This is a genomic window from Neisseria leonii (assembly GCF_028776105.2).
GTDB classification, from domain to species: Bacteria; Pseudomonadota; Gammaproteobacteria; order Burkholderiales; family Neisseriaceae; genus Neisseria; species Neisseria leonii.
Map to the genome: position 1 here is coordinate 1,810,463 of NZ_CP145606.1, position 14,565 is coordinate 1,825,027.

The 14,565-nt window shown below is 61.6% G+C and carries 15 protein-coding genes; 12 read left to right on the forward strand and 3 right to left on the reverse strand.

The genetic code is table 11. From position 1 onward, the window contains the following. Positions 1–106: 106 nt before the first annotated feature. On the reverse strand, positions 107–613 hold the full coding sequence (locus tag ORY85_RS08665) for a serine hydrolase (protein WP_274571878.1): 507 nt from the start codon (positions 611–613) through the stop codon (positions 107–109). Positions 614–726: 113 nt separating this feature from the next. Next, the gene (locus tag ORY85_RS08670; RefSeq protein ID WP_274571877.1) at positions 727–1,503 is read right to left on the reverse strand and encodes an exodeoxyribonuclease III; all 777 of its coding nucleotides are present in this window, start codon (positions 1,501–1,503) and stop codon (positions 727–729) included. A 73-nt stretch (positions 1,504–1,576) separates the two neighbouring features. Between ORY85_RS08670 and ORY85_RS08675 the strand changes: the two genes are divergently transcribed. The 12 genes from ORY85_RS08675 (at position 1,577) to ORY85_RS08730 (ending at position 13,866) form a co-directional block, all read left to right on the forward strand. After that, positions 1,577–2,935 carry an L-serine ammonia-lyase gene (locus tag ORY85_RS08675; RefSeq protein WP_274571876.1) on the forward strand — a complete coding sequence of 453 codons (1,359 nt, stop codon included), beginning with the start codon at positions 1,577–1,579 and terminating at the stop codon, positions 2,933–2,935. 110 nt (positions 2,936–3,045) lie between these two features. Beyond that, positions 3,046–4,029: a YheT family hydrolase gene (locus tag ORY85_RS08680; protein ID WP_274571875.1), complete on the forward strand. Its 984-nt coding sequence runs from the start codon at positions 3,046–3,048 to the stop codon at positions 4,027–4,029. A gap of 106 nt (positions 4,030–4,135) precedes the next feature. Further along, positions 4,136–5,158: a biotin synthase BioB gene (gene bioB, locus ORY85_RS08685; protein WP_274571874.1), complete on the forward strand. Its 1,023-nt coding sequence runs from the start codon at positions 4,136–4,138 to the stop codon at positions 5,156–5,158. A gap of 40 nt (positions 5,159–5,198) precedes the next feature. Beyond that, positions 5,199–6,356 (forward strand): 8-amino-7-oxononanoate synthase, encoded by a 1,158-nt coding sequence (locus ORY85_RS08690; protein ID WP_338578486.1) that lies wholly within the window; start codon positions 5,199–5,201, stop codon positions 6,354–6,356. Next, the gene (locus ORY85_RS08695; RefSeq protein ID WP_274571872.1) at positions 6,346–6,999 is read left to right on the forward strand and encodes a pimeloyl-ACP methyl esterase BioG family protein; all 654 of its coding nucleotides are present in this window, start codon (positions 6,346–6,348) and stop codon (positions 6,997–6,999) included. Before ORY85_RS08690 ends, ORY85_RS08695 begins: the two co-directional genes overlap by 11 nt. Then, on the forward strand, positions 6,987–7,754 hold the full coding sequence (locus tag ORY85_RS08700; RefSeq protein ID WP_274571871.1) for a methyltransferase domain-containing protein: 768 nt from the start codon (positions 6,987–6,989) through the stop codon (positions 7,752–7,754). The genes ORY85_RS08695 and ORY85_RS08700 overlap by 13 nt, the downstream gene beginning before the upstream one ends. 40 nt (positions 7,755–7,794) lie before the next feature. Then, positions 7,795–9,258 (forward strand): YdiU family protein, encoded by a 1,464-nt coding sequence (locus ORY85_RS08705; RefSeq protein ID WP_274571870.1) that lies wholly within the window; start codon positions 7,795–7,797, stop codon positions 9,256–9,258. 398 nt (positions 9,259–9,656) lie between these two features. Continuing rightward, positions 9,657–10,658 carry a tRNA dihydrouridine synthase DusB gene (gene dusB / locus ORY85_RS08710; protein WP_274571869.1) on the forward strand — a complete coding sequence of 334 codons (1,002 nt, stop codon included), beginning with the start codon at positions 9,657–9,659 and terminating at the stop codon, positions 10,656–10,658. Between the two features lie 43 nt (positions 10,659–10,701). Beyond that, complete coding sequence (locus ORY85_RS08715; RefSeq protein ID WP_274571868.1) at positions 10,702–10,950, forward strand: helix-turn-helix domain-containing protein; 249 nt, start codon at positions 10,702–10,704, stop codon at positions 10,948–10,950. Between the two features lie 161 nt (positions 10,951–11,111). Further along, a complete protein-coding gene (gene purH, locus ORY85_RS08720; RefSeq protein ID WP_274571867.1) occupies positions 11,112–12,689 on the forward strand; it encodes a bifunctional phosphoribosylaminoimidazolecarboxamide formyltransferase/IMP cyclohydrolase in 1,578 nt (525 codons plus the stop codon). 94 nt (positions 12,690–12,783) lie between these two features. Then, the gene (locus ORY85_RS08725; protein ID WP_274571866.1) at positions 12,784–12,909 is read left to right on the forward strand and encodes a hypothetical protein; all 126 of its coding nucleotides are present in this window, start codon (positions 12,784–12,786) and stop codon (positions 12,907–12,909) included. Positions 12,910–13,026: 117 nt separating this feature from the next. Continuing rightward, positions 13,027–13,866 (forward strand): GNAT family N-acetyltransferase, encoded by an 840-nt coding sequence (locus tag ORY85_RS08730; RefSeq protein WP_274571865.1) that lies wholly within the window; start codon positions 13,027–13,029, stop codon positions 13,864–13,866. A 72-nt stretch (positions 13,867–13,938) separates the two neighbouring features. Here ORY85_RS08730 and ORY85_RS08735 read toward each other — a convergent pair whose 3' ends face one another. Beyond that, a complete protein-coding gene (locus ORY85_RS08735) occupies positions 13,939–14,415 on the reverse strand; it encodes an FxsA family protein (RefSeq protein ID WP_274571864.1) in 477 nt (158 codons plus the stop codon). Between the last annotated feature and the right edge of the window lie 150 nt (positions 14,416–14,565).

Below are 14,565 nucleotides of genomic sequence, written 5' to 3' on the forward strand. Positions count from 1 at the left end.
TGCCGCTTGTTCGGTATACAGAGTTATTTGCATTTTACAAAAACCAACCAGATTGCGCTTACAAAAATACAGTATCTTTTGACGGTTTGGAAAATGTGCGGCCGGGTTAGGCCAGCAGCATTTCCTGCAACAGTTTGGCTCCCCACTCCCAGCCGTGCGGGCGGCCGTTCAGGCGGCCGTTTTCGGGGGCGGTCAGGCAGGCGGCGTGCCAGCGGGCGGCCTGGCGGCGTATATTGACGCTGTCGGGGTCATCGCGGCCGTGCAGTACGGCAGCAGGGCAGGGGCAGACGGCCCTAGCGGCATCGCCGTCAAAAGCATAACGGTCGGGTGCGGCGAGAATCAGGGTTTTCAGACGGCCGCGTGTGCGGATGTCGGCCTGATAGAGCCAGTGGAGCACGGCGGCAGCACCGGCACCGTGTGCCACGGCGGCCAAGGGCCGACTGCCCGCTGCGGCGCGGTTCAGTGCGGGCAGGAGGGCTTCGGGTGTGCCGCTGCGCGCTTCGAGCAGGACGGCGGCGGGGAAGGCGGCCGCCCAGTTGTCGATCCACATCGGGGCTTCGGCGGCATCGCGGATCAGCAGCAGGGTCAGGTCTTCGCGTTCTCGGCTGTTCATGGTGGTTCCGTTGCGCTGTGGCGGGCTGGGATTGGAAAGACGGGACTTATCTTGCCGGTGGCCGGTATGCGTTTTCAGACGGCATACCGGCGGGGCAGGCCGTCTGAAACATGTTAAAACGGATAATCGTATTCTGCTACCAGCGGGGCGTGGTCGGAAAATTTCTCGTCTTTGTAAATGTGCGCGGATACGGCTTTGGCGGCCAGTGCGGGTGTTACCATTTGATAGTCGATGCGCCAGCCCACGTCTTTGGCATAGGCTTGGCCGCGGTTGCTCCACCAAGTGTAGCCGGGGATGTCGGGATACAGGTACCGCCAGATGTCCACCCAGCCCAATGTGGCGATGACTTTGCCGATCCATTCGCGTTCTTGGGGCAGGAAGCCGGAGTTTTTTTGGTTGCCCTTCCAGTTTTTCAGGTCGATGTTCTGATGGGCGATGTTCCAGTCGCCGCACACCACAATATCGCGGTCTTCGGCTTTCATGGCGGAGAGCATGGGGTAAAACGCATCGAGGAAACGGTATTTCAGTTCCTGACGTTCGGGTGCGCTGGTGCCGCTGGGCAGATACAGCGAAATCACGCTCAATTTGCCGAAGTCGGCACGCACGAAACGGCCTTCGCGGTCGAATTCTTCGATGCCCATGCCGTATTGCACGCGGTCGGGCTGCCGTCTGCTGTACACGGCCACGCCGCTGTAACCGCGCTTTTCGGCACAGTGCCACACGCCGTGCATACCGTGCGGGGTTTTCATGTCGGCGGACAAATCGGCTTCCTGCGCTTTCAACTCCTGCACACAGACAATATCCGCGCCCGAGGCGGCGAGGTATTCGCAGAAGCCTTTTTTGTAGGCCGAACGGATACCGTTTACATTGGCAGACATAATTTTCAGCACGGCAGTGATTCCTAAATGCGTAAAAGGGCGTTATTCTAACGCAATTTCCGCTTTTCTGATGTGAAGCCGCACCATGATCAGTTTATTCGACATGTTTAAAATCGGCGTCGGCCCGTCCAGTTCGCACACGGTGGGGCCGATGAAGGCCGGTGCCGGGTTTGCCGCCGAACTGGCGCGGCGCAACCTGTTGGCGCAGACAGAGCGCGTGGCCGTGCATATTTACGGCTCGCTGTCGCTGACCGGCCGCGGCCATAATACCGACAGCGCGATTATCGCCGGTTTGGCGGGCGAGATGCCGGAGACCGCCGATACGCGCCGCCTGCCGCAACTGGTGGAAGAAATTAAAAGTAGCGGCCGTCTGCCGTTGGGCGGCAGGGTAGTGCCGTTTGATTATGAGGGCGACCTGCACTGGCACAACGAAAACCTGCCGCTGCACGAAAACGGTATGCGGCTGGAAGCGTGGGGTGGCGGTACGTGCCTGTTTGCCGAAACGTATTACTCGATCGGCGGCGGCTTTATCGTAACGGCAGACGGCCTGAATACGCCGCAGCAGCAGGGCGAAGCCGATGTGCCGTACCCTTACCGCTCGGCTGCCGATTTGCAGGCACACGCCGAGGGCGAGAGTCTGCGTATCTCCACTGTGATGCTGCGCAATGAATGTGCCTTGCGGCCGGAAGCGGAGGTGCGCGCGTATGCGGCGAAGATTTGGCAGGTGATGAGCGAGTGCATCGAAAACGGCATGAATGCCGAGGGTGTGCTGCCCGGCCGTCTGCGCCTGCCGCGCCGCGCGCCGAATCTGAAAGCGGTGATTGAAGGCACGCGCCTGTCGAACGACCCGATGCAGGTTTTGGATTGGGTGAACATGGTGGCTTTTGCCGTGAACGAGGAAAATGCCGCCGGCGGGCGGGTGGTAACCGCACCGACCAACGGTGCCTGCGGTATTGTCCCTGCGGTACTGGCCTATTACGACCGCTATATCGCGCCCACCAACGCCAGCAGCACCATGCGTTATCTGCTGGTGTGCAGCGCGGTCGGCAGTCTGTATAAAATGAACGCGTCGATTTCGGGCGCGGAAGTGGGCTGTCAGGGCGAAACGGGGGTGGCCAGCTCGATGGCGGCGGCAGGGCTGACTGAAATTCAGGGCGGCAGTCCGGCGCAGGTATTGGAGGCGGCCGAAATCGCGATGGAGCACCATCTGGGGCTGACCTGCGATCCGGTGGACGGGCAGGTGCAGGTGCCGTGCATCGAGCGCAACGCCATGAGCGCGATGAAGGCCATCAATGCTTCGCGCATGGCTTTGATGCGGCGCAGCAAGTCGGCCGTGTCGCTGGACAAAGTGATTGCCACGATGTATGAAACCGGCAAAGACATGAACCCGAAATACCGCGAAACCGCCACCGGCGGTCTGGCCATACATGTTGTGCCCTGTTGAGCGTTCAGGCCGTCTGAAAACGGGTCGGGCGGATTTTTTGCGAAGCCGAAAATGCCTGCTGCCGTTTTTCAGACGGCCTGAACTGTCGTGATGCTAATAAAATGGAACACATGAAACCGACGATGCCCGAACCGGCCGCCAAACAGAAACTGCTGGCGCAGCTGCCGCCGTTTGAACCGTTAAACTGGCTGGCCGGCGGCAACCTGCAAACCCTGTATGCCAAGTCGCTGCAATCTGCCGCACCGCCTTACCGGCGCGAGCTGCTGCCCGACCGTTTCGGCACCGGCCGCGTGGCTTACGACTTTATCGACGCGGACGATCAAGATGCGCCGCTGGTGATGCTGTTTCACGGCTTGGAAGGCAGCAGCCGCAGCCATTATGCCGTTGCCCTGATGAATGCCGTGCGCGCCAAAGGCTGGCACGGCGTGGTGGCGCATTTCCCCACCTGCGGCGGCGTACCCGCCCGGCGTATGTACCACAGCGGCGACACGCCCGAGGCGGCGCATATGCTGCAACTGATGGCGGCGCGTTATGAAACGGTGTACGCCGCCGGCGTGTCGATGGGCGGCAATATTCTGGCGAAATATCTGGGTGAGCAGGGCAGGCGGTCTCAGGCGGCCGTGCCGCGTGCGGCGGCTGTGGTATCGGCACCGCTGGATTTGCCCGCTGCGGGCGCAGCCTTGTCCCACGGTTTGCCCAAGCTGCTGTACACCCGCTATTTTCTCAACACCATGCTGCCCAAAATCGAAGCGTGGACGGGTGCGCCGCCGGTGCACAAAATCCGTTCGCTGGCCGATTTTGACCATTACTACACCGCGCCGCTCAACGGTTTTGCCGGCAAAGACGATTATTACCGACGGGCGGCTTCCAAGCCTTATTTGAAAGACATTGCCGTACCCACGCTGGTGTTGAATGCACAAAACGACCCCTTCCTGCCGGGGCGTTTTTTGCCCGGTGAGGCCGAGGTTTCGCCGCAGGTGTATCTGCTGCAGCCGGCAAACGGCGGCCATGTCGGATTTGTTTCAGGGCGCGGGAGAGGCCATCTGAACTGGCTGCCCGCCGCCTTATTGCGTTTTTTCGAGTTGGCCGCCTGATTCAGACGGCCGCTTTGTTGCCAACCGGAAGCCCGAACCGTCATTGTGCCGGTTTACGGCTTGTCAGCGTCATTGCGCCGCTGCGAAAACTGAAAGAAAGAAAATCATGAATATAGCCCCCGTCGCGCTGCGCCGCCAGAGTGCGCGCACGCCGCACCCCACCGCCCTCTATTGGCGCAAATGCCAAGTCGAAGAACTGTTTGCCCTGCCGTTTCTCGATTTGGTGTATCAGGCCGCCGAAGTCCACCGCACCCATTTCCATCCGCGCGAAATCCAATTGTCCACTCTGCTGTCGATTAAAACCGGCGGCTGCCCCGAAGACTGCGAATACTGCCCGCAGTCGGCACACTACAACACGGGTTTGGGCAAATCGCAGATGATGGACGTGGACGAAATCCTCAAAATCGCCCAAACCGCCAAAGCACGCGGGGCGAGCCGTTTCTGCATGGGGGCGGCCTGGCGCGGGCCGAAGCCGAAAGATGTGGAAACCGTGTCCGAAATCATCAAGGCTGTGAAAGGCTTGGGGCTGGAAACCTGCGGCACTTTCGGTATGCTCGAAGAGGGCATGGCGCAGGACTTGAAAAACGCCGGTTTGGATTATTACAACCATAATCTGGATACCGACCCCGACCGCTACAACGACATTATCCATACCCGCCGCCACGAAGACCGCATGGACACGCTGGGCAAAGTGCGCAGTGCGGGTCTGAAAGTGTGCTGCGGCGGGATTGTCGGCATGAACGAAACCCGTGCCGAACGTGCGGGGCTGATTGCCAGTCTGGCCAATCTCGACCCGCAGCCTGAAAGTGTGCCGATTAATCAGCTGGTCAAAGTGGAAGGCACGCCGCTGGCCGGTGCCGAAGATTTGGACTGGACGGAGTTTGTGCGCACCGTTGCCGTGGCACGGATTACCATGCCGAAAAGTTATGTTCGCCTGTCGGCCGGGCGCAGCGGCATGAGCGAGGCGGTTCAGGCGATGTGTTTTCTCGCCGGCGCCAACTCGATTTTCTACGGCGACAAACTGCTGACCACCGACAACCCTGAAACCGACGGCGACCGCCTGCTGATGGACAAGCTGGATCTGTACCCCCTGCCGTGTCGGGAAAGCGTCTGCCATGACGGCGCATAATCCCGCGCTCCAAGCGCTTTCAGACGGCCTCTCGGCGCGTATGGCGGCATGGCGGGAAACGGGTATGCTGCGCACCCTGCCGCAGATGCAGCCCTGTGGCCGTTATGTGCTGGACGGCGGGCGGAAGCTGCTGAATCTGTCGGCCAACGATTATCTCGGACTGGCCGCCGATGAAGATTTGCGGCGGCAGTTTCTGCACACCCTTTCCGAGCACGAATATGTGTTCGGCTCATCGTCTTCGCGCCTGCTCGGCGGCAACCACCCTGTTTTTGACCGTTTGGAACACCTGATTGCGGCCCGTTACGGCCGCGAAGCCTGCCTGCTCTTCAACAGCGGCTATCACGCCAACAGCGGCATTCTGCCCGCGCTGGCCGACCGGGATACGCTGATGGTTGCCGACAAGCGGGTGCATGCCAGCCTGATTGACGGTATGCGGCTGGCACGGGTACAGAACGGCGCGGCATTCTGCCGTTTCCCGCATCAGGATTACGCGCGGCTGGCGGAAATCCTGCACGGGCGGGGGCGGCATTTTGCGCGGGTACTGGTGGTTACCGAAAGTATTTTCAGCATGGACGGCGACTGTACCGACCTGCGTGCGCTGGTCGATTTGAAACGGCATTTCGACAATGTATTGTTGTATGTGGACGAGGCACACGCCGTCGGTGTGCGCGGCAGCGGCGGATTGGGGCTGGCGCAGGAACAGGACTGTATCGGCGGGATCGATTTTCTGGTCGGCACGTTCGGCAAGGCACTGGCGGCATCGGGTGCGTATCTGGTATGCGGCCGCGTCGTGAAAGACTGGCTGGTCAATACCGCCCGCCCGCTGCTGTTTTCCACCGCACTGCCGCCGGTTGCGGCCGAGTGGGCGGCATTTGTGTTTGCGCGGCTGCCGCAGTTTGAAGACAGAAGGCGGCATCTGGCCGCGCTGTCGCACCGTTTTCAGACGGCCTCGGCAGGCCTGCCGGGTACGGTGGCGGCCACGGGCAGCCATCTTGTCCCTTATGTTTTGGGCGACCCTGCCCGTGCGCAGGCGTGTGCGCACCGTTTGCGGGCGGCGGGGTTCTACTGCCTGCCGGTACGGCCGCCGACCGTGCCGCCGGGGCGTGCCGGCGTGCGTTTTTCGCTCAACGCCGCCATGACGGAGGCGGAACTGGACGTGCTGGCTGCCGCGCTCGGGAGTCTGTCCGATGCGGATTGAGTATTTGGTGTCGGCCGGCGGCGGGGAAGCCGTTCTGTATTTTTCCGGTTGGAGCTTTACGCCCGATGCGGTGCGCCATCTGGCCGCCCCCGAAGGCTGTGATGTGCTGGCCTGTTGGGCATACGGCGACAGCCTGCCCGATATGGATTTGACCGCTTACCGCCGCGTGCGGATTGTGGCGTGGTCGATGGGCTGCCTGATGGCGGAGCGGGCTGCGGCGCACTGGCGCGCACGCGGTCTGTTGTGCGGCGAAGTGGTGTCGGCTGTGGCGGTAAACGGTACACCGAAGCCGCGCGACCGGCGGTTCGGCATTGCGCCTGCGGTATTCGATGCCGTGCTGGCACGCCTGACACCGCAGCGTTATGCCGCTTTCCGCCAATCGTGCGGTGCGGCTGCGGCGCATCTGGCCGCCCGCCCGTTCGACGGTGCGGCTGCCGAGTTGGCCGCGCTGGTACGCCATACGGCGGCACCGGCGGCCGAACCGCTGCCGTGGTGCCGCGCGCTGGTCGGTCTGCGGGACCGGGTGTTTCCGCCGTCTGCCCAGCAGCGGTACTGGCAGCCGCGTTGTGCCGTCGGGACGGCGGACGCGCCGCATTATCTTTTTGACCGTTACCGCGACTGGCAGCAGTTATGGCAGGGATAGACAAACAGATGGTCGGGCGGCGTTTTGCCGCTGCGGCGGCGGGCTACGCGCAGCATACGCCCGTGCAGCGGCTGGTGTGCCGCCGCCTGCTGCACATGCTGGCCGCCCACGGCCGCCGCCGTTTCGGGCGGGTGCTGGAAATCGGCTGCGGCACCGGCGGGCTGACCCGTCTGCTGGATACGCATCTGCATGTGCGCGAATGGGTATTGAACGACTTGAATCCGCTGCTGCCGGATTTCCCGCTGCCTGCCGCGCCGTGGCGTTTTGTGCCGGGCGATGCCGAGCAGATCGCGTTCGGGACGGGCTGTGATTTGGTGGCGGCGGCTTCGGTGGTGCAGTGGTTTGTGCAGCCGCAGGCGTTTGTGCGGCGGGCGGCCGCCGCGCTGGATGCGGACGGACTGCTGCTGGTCGGCACGTTCGCACCGGGTAATCTGGGCGAAGTACGTGCGGCGGGCGGCGGCGGTTTGGACTATCCCTCTGCCGGACAGTGGCGCGGCTGGCTGGCGGCGGATTTCGAACTCTTGGCGTGGCATGAGGAGACGGTGTGCCTGCGGTTTGACAGCCCGTCTGCGGTGCTGCGGCATTTGAAGGGCGGCGGTGTGAACGGTATCCGCAGCGGTGTGTGGAGCAGAGGCCGTCTGAATGCGTTTTGCGAAGCCTACAGCCGTTTTTCGGACGGCCGTTCCGTACCGCTGACCTACCGCCCGATGCTGTTTCTGGCGCGCAGAAAACGCCATGCCGTTCAGACGGCCTGATGGCGTTGCGACAGATAAAAAGGGAAATAAAAGAGTGAAAATGAATATGCTGCCGTTGCGCGAATCGGCTTTTGCCGCCCTGCCGGAGGGGTTTTACGCCCGCGTCCGCCCCGAACCGCTGGGCGGAGTGCACTGGGTGGCGCAGAATCACGCTTTGGCCGCCGAAATCGGTTTGCCGGAAGATTTTTTCGATCGGCCCGGTGTGCTGGCGGCTTTGGGCGGCAGCGCGGCCGATTACCGCCCGCAGCCTTTGGCTTCGGTGTACAGCGGCCATCAGTTCGGCGTGTATGTGCCGCAGTTGGGCGACGGCCGCGCCGTATTGCTGGGCGCATCGGACGCGCCCGACGGGCGGGTGTGGGAATGGCAGCTCAAAGGGGCGGGCAAAACGCCGTTTTCGCGCTTTGCCGACGGCCGTGCCGTGCTGCGTTCGAGCATACGCGAATATCTGGCTTCGGAGGCGGTGCACGGCTTGGGGATTCCGACCACGCGCGCGCTGGCTCTGGTCGGCAGTCCCGACGCGGTGTACCGCGAGCGGCAGGAAACGGCGGCCGTGCTGACACGGCTGGCACCGTGTTTTATCCGTTTCGGCCATTTGGAATATTTCGCCCGCCGAGGGCGGGAAGCCCCGTTGCGCGCGCTGCTGGATTTTCTGCTGGCGCACTATTTTCCTGCCGCAGCCGCCGCGCCGCAGCCGGATTTGGCATTATTTGATGCAATGGTGCAGAACAGTGCCGAATTGGCGGCGGCATGGCAGAGTGTCGGTTTCTGCCACGGCGTGCTGAATACCGATAATCTGTCCGTTTTGGGGCTGACCATCGATTACGGCCCGTTCGGTTTTCTCGATGCCTACGACAAGCATCATGTGCCGAACCGTTCCGACCGCGAAGGACGTTATGCCTATGGCGCGCAGCCGTATATCGTGCAGTGGAATCTGTCGCGTGCCGGTGCGGCTTTTCTGCCGTTCTGCGCCGCTGATGATTTGCGCGCCGTGCTGGAAGATTTTCCGCGCCGTTTTCAGACGGCCTACGAAGCCCGTATGCGCGCCAAACTCGGTTTGCGGACCGCCGATGCGGGCGATGGGCAGCTGATTGAAGACTTATTTGCCGCCTTGCAGGGCAGGGGCGTGGACTTTACCCTGTTTTTCCGCCGCCTGAGCGCGCTGGACAGCCGTCATGGCGCGCCGCTGCCGCCCGATTTGGCCGCGCTGCTGCCCGACGAGCCGCTGCCGCGTTTGGATAACTGGTTCGGCCGCTACCGCCGCCGTCTGCGCATGGAGGGCGTGCCGCAGGCGGAAAAAACGGCACAGATGAACCGTGCCAACCCGCTGTATATTCTGCGCAATTATCTGCTGGAACAGGCCATCGCGCAGGCGCAAAACGGGGACTTCGGCGAAATCGGCCGTCTGCACCGCTGCCTGTCCGCCCCGTTTGACGAGCGCGCCGGATTTGCCGATTTGGCCGCCCCCGCTTGGGCGGCCGACATCTGCATCACCTGTTCCAGCTGAATGCCCGTTTGCCGCCTTATGGAACGGATTCCGCAATCCGGAAACCTAAATCGGCACGGCGGCAGTTGTGGTGCCGTCCGATGCGGAATGGGCGGATACGGGTATGTCAATCTGCACCGCAGAAATCCGGCAGGAACGGGGCATCCCCTTTGGTGTCTGCCTGATGCGGCCGCACCGGTTGGATAAGCTGTCCGGCAAGCGGCATCGGCTGCGGCGGCAGGCGGAATCACCGATACCCGTTTTTTCCCATGTTTTTTCTGCGGACGGATTGGAAAATCTGCCTAAAAATTGTACAATCGCGTCTTTGTTTCCGGCGGTTTGGGCGCGGCAGCGCGGCCAAGCCGCTTTTCTGCCCGCCGTGCGGCGGGTGCTTCCGAATCCTGTTTCCGGCGGGCTGTATGCAGATTGGTTCCCACCTGATTTCCCCGCCGGTTGCGTTGGCACCGATGGCGGGGATTACCGACAAACCGTTCCGCCGTCTGGCCAAACGGTTCGGCGCGGGCTATGCCGTCAGCGAAATGCTGTCGAGTGATCCGTCGCTGCGCCACACCAAAAAAAGCCTGTTCCGCAGCGATTTTGACGGCGAAACGGGCGTGCGCGCGGTGCAGATTGCGGGCAGCGACCCGAAGCAGCTGGCTGAAGCGGCGCGTTACAATGCGGACAACGGTGCCGAGATTATCGACATCAATATGGGTTGTCCGGCCAAAAAAGTGTGCAATGTGCTGGCCGGCAGCGCGCTGCTGCAAAACGAGGCGCTGGTGGGCGATATTCTGCGCGCGGTGGCGGGGGCGGTGGACGTGCCGGTTACGCTGAAAACCCGTTTGGGCTTTTGCGACACCAATAAAAATGTCCTCACGGTTGCCCGAATGGCCGAAGATGCCGGCATTGCCGCACTGGCGGTGCACGGGCGCACGCGCGAGCAGATGTACCGCGGCGATGCCACGTATGACTTAATCGGCGAGGTGAAACAGTGTGTGCGCCTGCCGCTGTGGGTGAACGGCGACATCACGTCGCCGCAGAAAGCCGCCGCCGTACTGGCGCAGACCGGAGCCGACGGCGTGATGATCGGGCGCGGCGCACAGGGCCAGCCCTGGCTGTTTGCCGATACGGCCGCGTATCTGCGCGACGGTGTGCTGCCGCCTGCCCTGCCGTTTCAGACGGCCGCCGAGGCCGTCTGCGCCCATTTGGCCGAGATGCACGCGTTTTACGGCGAAACGGCCGGTGTGCGCATCACGCGCAAACACATCGGCTGGTACACCGCGCGGCTGGCGGGCGGCGAAGATTTCCGCAAAGCGTTCAACCGCATCGAGTCGGCCGCCGGACAATCTGATGCGCTGGCGGCGTTTCTGGCCGCGCAGCCGCTTGCCGAATGGCCGACGGATTACCGTGAAGCCGTCTGAACGGCAGCGGTATTTTGAAAAAATGGAAAAATCGAGAATAATTATGTCGTCCACCCCAACCGATATTGCCCACTGTATTTCACAAAGCCTTACCCGCTATTTCAGCCTTTTGGAAGGCGAGCCTGCACGCGATGTGTATGCGATGGTGCTGTGTCAGGTGGAAAAGCCGATGCTGGAAGTGGTGATGGCCGAATGCGGCGGCAACCAGAGCAAAGCCGCCGCCGTGTTGGGGCTGAACCGCAATACCTTGCGCAAAAAACTGCTGGAACACGGCCTGTTGGCCGCAGATTGAATACGGGCCGTCTGAAAACGGGTATTGCTGCGTTTTCAGACGGCCTTTTGTGTGTTTTGCGGCACAGTATGGAACCTGACGCATACTGTCCGATCCAAACGGTGCCGAACCCCGTTCCGGTACCTGCGATAACCCGAAATCTGCCTATAAGGAATCCTGTTATGACCATTATCCGCCGTGCCTTAATCAGCCTGTCCGACAAAAACGGCGCTGTCGATTTCGCCCGTGCCCTGTCCGGGCAGGGGGTGGAAATCCTGTCTACCGGCGGTACCGCCAGGCTGCTGGCCGATGCGGGGCTGCCCGTGATCGAAGTGGCCGACTACACCGGTTTCCCCGAAATGCTCGACGGGCGCGTGAAAACGCTGCACCCGAAAATCCACGGCGGCATTCTCGGCCGCCGCGACCTGCCCGAACACACGGCCAAAATGGCCGAACACGGCATCGGCAACATCGATTTGGTGTGCGTGAACCTGTATCCGTTTGCCGCCACCATCGCCAAACCCGGCTGCACGCTGGAAGACGCGGTTGAAAACATCGACATCGGCGGGCCGACGATGGTGCGTTCGGCGGCGAAAAACTGGAAACACGTCGCCATCGTCACCGACAACGCCGATTTTGACGCGGTAGTGGCGGAGTTGGAAAGCAGCGGCGGCGCATTGAGCGACAAAACCCGTTTCAACCTGTCGCGCAAAGCCTTTGCCCACACCGCGCAATACGACGGCATGATTGCCAACTACCTGACCGCGCTGTCGGACGACAAACTGGCGGGCGAGCCGGACATCGCCGCTTTCCCCGCGCAGTTCAACCAAAGCTGGATCAAAGTTCAGGACATGCGCTACGGCGAAAACCCGCACCAGCAGGCCGCGTTCTACCGCGATGCAGATCCCGCGCCGGGCAGCTTGGCCGCCTACCGCCAGCTTCAAGGCAAAGAATTGTCGTACAACAATATTGCCGATGCCGATGCCGCCTGGGAGGCGGTTAAGGCGTTTGACGCGCCCGCCTGTGTGATTGTCAAACACGCCAACCCCTGCGGCGTGGCCGTGGCAGACACCCCGCTGAACGCCTACAAACTGGCGTTTGCCACCGACACCACCAGCGCGTTCGGCGGCATTATCGCGTTTAACCGCGAAGTGGATGCGGCAACCGTGGAAGCGGTTACCGGCCAGTTTTTGGAAGTGCTGATGGCACCGAAATTCAGCGACGAAGCCAAAGCCGTGATTGCCGCCAAGAAAAACGTGCGCGTGCTGGAAGTGCCGTTGGCGGACGGTGCGAACCGTTTTGAGTTGAAACGGGTCGGCGGCGGGCTGCTGGTGCAGACACCCGATCTCCACCGCATCCGCCGCGAAGATTTGAAAGTGGTGAGCAAACGGCAGCCGACCGAACAGGAATGGAACGATTTGCTGTTTGTGTGGAACGTGGCCAAATATGTGAAATCGAATGCCATTGTATTCGGCAAAGGCGGACAGACCTACGGCATTGGTGCCGGCCAGATGAGCCGTGTGGACTCCACCCGCATTGCCGCGCGCAAGGCGCAGGACGGCGGTTTCGATTTGAACGGCGCGTGTGCCGCATCCGATGCGTTCTTCCCGTTCCGCGACGGCGTAGATGTGATTGCGGAACAGGGCATCAAGGCGGTGATTCACCCCGGCGGTTCGGTGCGCGATGAGGAAGTGTTTGCTGCTGCCGACGAGCACGGTATGGCGATGGTGCTGACCGGGGTGCGCCATTTCCGCCATTAAGCTGTTTGGTTTATCGAACAGGCCGTCTGAAACACCGTGCCGCCTGTCGGCGGCCGGCAGGCGTTTTCAGACGGCCTTCGGACAAGGGACGGGTATGAAAACAGGCATTTTTGCCGTGTGGTGCGCGCTGGTATTGGCAGGCTGTGCCGGTACGGGTGGTTTTTTCCATGCTTCAAACGGCGGTGCGGCGGGCGGTATCAGTCAGCGCATCAGTTGGTAGGTGCGCTTTTCCCGTTTGAAGCATTTACTCGGGAAAGATTCGCAAGTATAGGGGTTTCGGGTATAATCCGCGCCATTCGCGCCGTTTCGGCGTGTGGCAACCATCAAGAGGTTTTCTATGTCAGTCGGCAATTCTTCCCGCGAAATTGTGATTCACGGCACGACCGGTGCCGGCAAGACATTCCGCCCGAGCGACTGGGCGGAACGTTTGTGCGGCATTCTGTCTTCTTTCGACAAAAGCAACCGCCTGGCCTATCACGAATGGGTGCGTCCGATTCTGATCGATAAAGTGCGCTGCGTGGCGGTGGACAAACAGCTGGAAGACATCAATCCGGCCATGTTCCGTTTCCTGATGGATTTTGCCGCCGACAACGATTTGCGCGTACTCGACGGTGCGGAGGCGGGCCGGCCTGCCGAAGCCGTTGTGCCGCAGGCAGAACCCGCCGGTGCCAAAGCGGAAGCCGAAAAGCCGTCCGGTATTTCCGCGCCCGATGTGCGTGCCGAAATCCGCGAAATCGAAGCGGCGCAGGCCGCTACGGCGTTTGCCGCACTCAGCGTGCTGCGTCCGGGCATTACCGATGTCGGACGTTTTGTCGAGCAGGTTCACGATTTGCAGAAAAATCAGGCTTACCGTCTGTTCGGTGTATTTGAAGAAGGAAAAACCAACGCGGTGGCCGTCTGCGGCTTCCGTCTGGCACACAATTTCTCTTACGGCCGCTATCTGGATTTGGAAGATATTGTTACCGTACCTCAGGCGCGCAACCGGGGTTATGCCTCCCGCCTGCTGGCGAAACTCGCCGACATCGCGCGCGAAGAGGGTGCGGTCATGATTAACGGCCACCTGCATGTCGGCAGCGACCGCGTTGCCGCCCACCGCCTCTATTACCAGCACGGTTTCGAAATCACTTCCCATTACTTCCTCTGCCGCACCGACCAATTCCGTTCTTCGGCAAAATAAGCGGGCATACGGCAGGCCGTCTGAAAACCAAGGTTTCGGTTTTCAGACGGCCTTTTTTCTGGCTGCGGTGTCTCAGCCGCGCCGGTGCCTGATTGTACGGCCGGTGTTTTCCGGCTGCCTGCCGGGGCGCTCCACCGTAAATTCCCCCTCGATAATATCCTCCTGGTTGCGGCCGGTGAATGTCCGGTTGGCGGAATCCGCCTGAAAAGCGGTACCGCCCCGAACCGCCTGCCTGCCTTTGACCGGCAGCATCAAAAACAGTGCCAGCAGTGTGGAAATAAAGCCAGGACTCATCAGCATCACGGCCGCTACGGCATAGCGGACAGGCCACAGCAGCTGGTACAGCGACAGACGGCCGCCGCTGCGCGCGCCCGCAGCGGCCAGCAGCACGCCGGACAGGCCGAAGCGGCGCAGCATCAGCAGGCCGACCAGAAAACCGGCAATCATCAGCAGCAGGGTCGGGCCGCTGCCCAGCCAGCCGGCCACCCAGACGATAGACATGATTTCCAAAAACAGCAGTACCAGAAAGCCGATGGCGAAAAAACGCATGGTTTATCCTCAATCTGTGAAACGCGCCCGTACGGCGCAAAGCGTCAGCCAACATACAGCCGCCGCCTGCATTTTCAAGCAGGGCGGACGGTAAAGCAAGGGGTAAAAAAAAGTAAAGCGCTGCCGGGTGTGCCCTCTGCAAGATGAAGC

What these genes read in the sequence shown, in the direction of transcription:
- ORY85_RS08665 (WP_274571878.1), bottom strand. Translation starts at nt 613, where the DNA reads ATGAACAGCCGAGAACGCGAAGACCTGACCCTGCTGCTGATCCGCGAT.
- ORY85_RS08675 (WP_274571876.1), top strand. Translation starts at nt 1,577, where the DNA reads ATGATCAGTTTATTCGACATGTTTAAAATCGGCGTCGGCCCGTCCAGT.
- ORY85_RS08680 (WP_274571875.1), top strand. Translation starts at nt 3,046, where the DNA reads ATGAAACCGACGATGCCCGAACCGGCCGCCAAACAGAAACTGCTGGCG.
- bioB (WP_274571874.1), top strand. Translation starts at nt 4,136, where the DNA reads ATGAATATAGCCCCCGTCGCGCTGCGCCGCCAGAGTGCGCGCACGCCG.
- ORY85_RS08690 (WP_338578486.1), top strand. Translation starts at nt 5,199, where the DNA reads ATGGCGGCATGGCGGGAAACGGGTATGCTGCGCACCCTGCCGCAGATG.
- ORY85_RS08695 (WP_274571872.1), top strand. Translation starts at nt 6,346, where the DNA reads ATGCGGATTGAGTATTTGGTGTCGGCCGGCGGCGGGGAAGCCGTTCTG.
- ORY85_RS08700 (WP_274571871.1), top strand. Translation starts at nt 6,987, where the DNA reads ATGGCAGGGATAGACAAACAGATGGTCGGGCGGCGTTTTGCCGCTGCG.
- ORY85_RS08705 (WP_274571870.1), top strand. Translation starts at nt 7,795, where the DNA reads ATGAATATGCTGCCGTTGCGCGAATCGGCTTTTGCCGCCCTGCCGGAG.
- dusB (WP_274571869.1), top strand. Translation starts at nt 9,657, where the DNA reads ATGCAGATTGGTTCCCACCTGATTTCCCCGCCGGTTGCGTTGGCACCG.
- ORY85_RS08715 (WP_274571868.1), top strand. Translation starts at nt 10,702, where the DNA reads ATGTCGTCCACCCCAACCGATATTGCCCACTGTATTTCACAAAGCCTT.
- purH (WP_274571867.1), top strand. Translation starts at nt 11,112, where the DNA reads ATGACCATTATCCGCCGTGCCTTAATCAGCCTGTCCGACAAAAACGGC.
- ORY85_RS08725 (WP_274571866.1), top strand. Translation starts at nt 12,784, where the DNA reads ATGAAAACAGGCATTTTTGCCGTGTGGTGCGCGCTGGTATTGGCAGGC.
- ORY85_RS08730 (WP_274571865.1), top strand. Translation starts at nt 13,027, where the DNA reads ATGTCAGTCGGCAATTCTTCCCGCGAAATTGTGATTCACGGCACGACC.
- ORY85_RS08735 (WP_274571864.1), bottom strand. Translation starts at nt 14,415, where the DNA reads ATGCGTTTTTTCGCCATCGGCTTTCTGGTACTGCTGTTTTTGGAAATC.